This window comes from Campylobacter sp. US50a (genome assembly GCF_004379015.1).
In the GTDB taxonomy this organism is placed as follows: domain Bacteria; phylum Campylobacterota; class Campylobacteria; order Campylobacterales; family Campylobacteraceae; genus Campylobacter_D; species Campylobacter_D jejuni.
Map to the genome: position 1 here is coordinate 1 of NZ_RYYJ01000069.1, position 435 is coordinate 435.

A 435-nucleotide genomic window follows, 5' to 3' on the forward strand; every position below is an offset into this window, starting at 1 on the left:
TAAGTTCTTCTTGGGTGCTACAAGAAAAAGCTTGTGGATTAATTGCTTGTTGTTCTTCTTGTGTTGGATCATATTTTAAATACATTAGCTCACATTGATCTTCTATCAATTTAGAACAATCTATTTTTGCTTTTGCTCCTATAAGTAAAGTAATAAAAGTATTTTTAGGTTGTTTTATTTGTATAATAGATGGAGTGGGATTTGGATAGAGTATAAGAATATTATGGGGTGTATTTGCTTCTAGTTTTTCAAACTTTTGTCTTAAAGTTTTATTAAGCAAGGTAACATTATCCAATTTATTAGCACCTAAATTCTCACAATAATTAGCAATACAATAAATATTATCTAAGCTAAAATTTTTTTGAGTGAGGGTGTTTAGGTAATCTAAATGAGGCTTAAGGGTTGCAACAATATCATTTATGGGCTTTTTGGTAA

The 435-nt window shown here is 28.5% G+C and carries 1 pseudogene; it reads right to left on the reverse strand.

The features are described from left to right. Positions 1-435, reverse strand: a pseudogene (locus ELQ11_RS09695) (hypothetical protein); the annotation flags it as partial.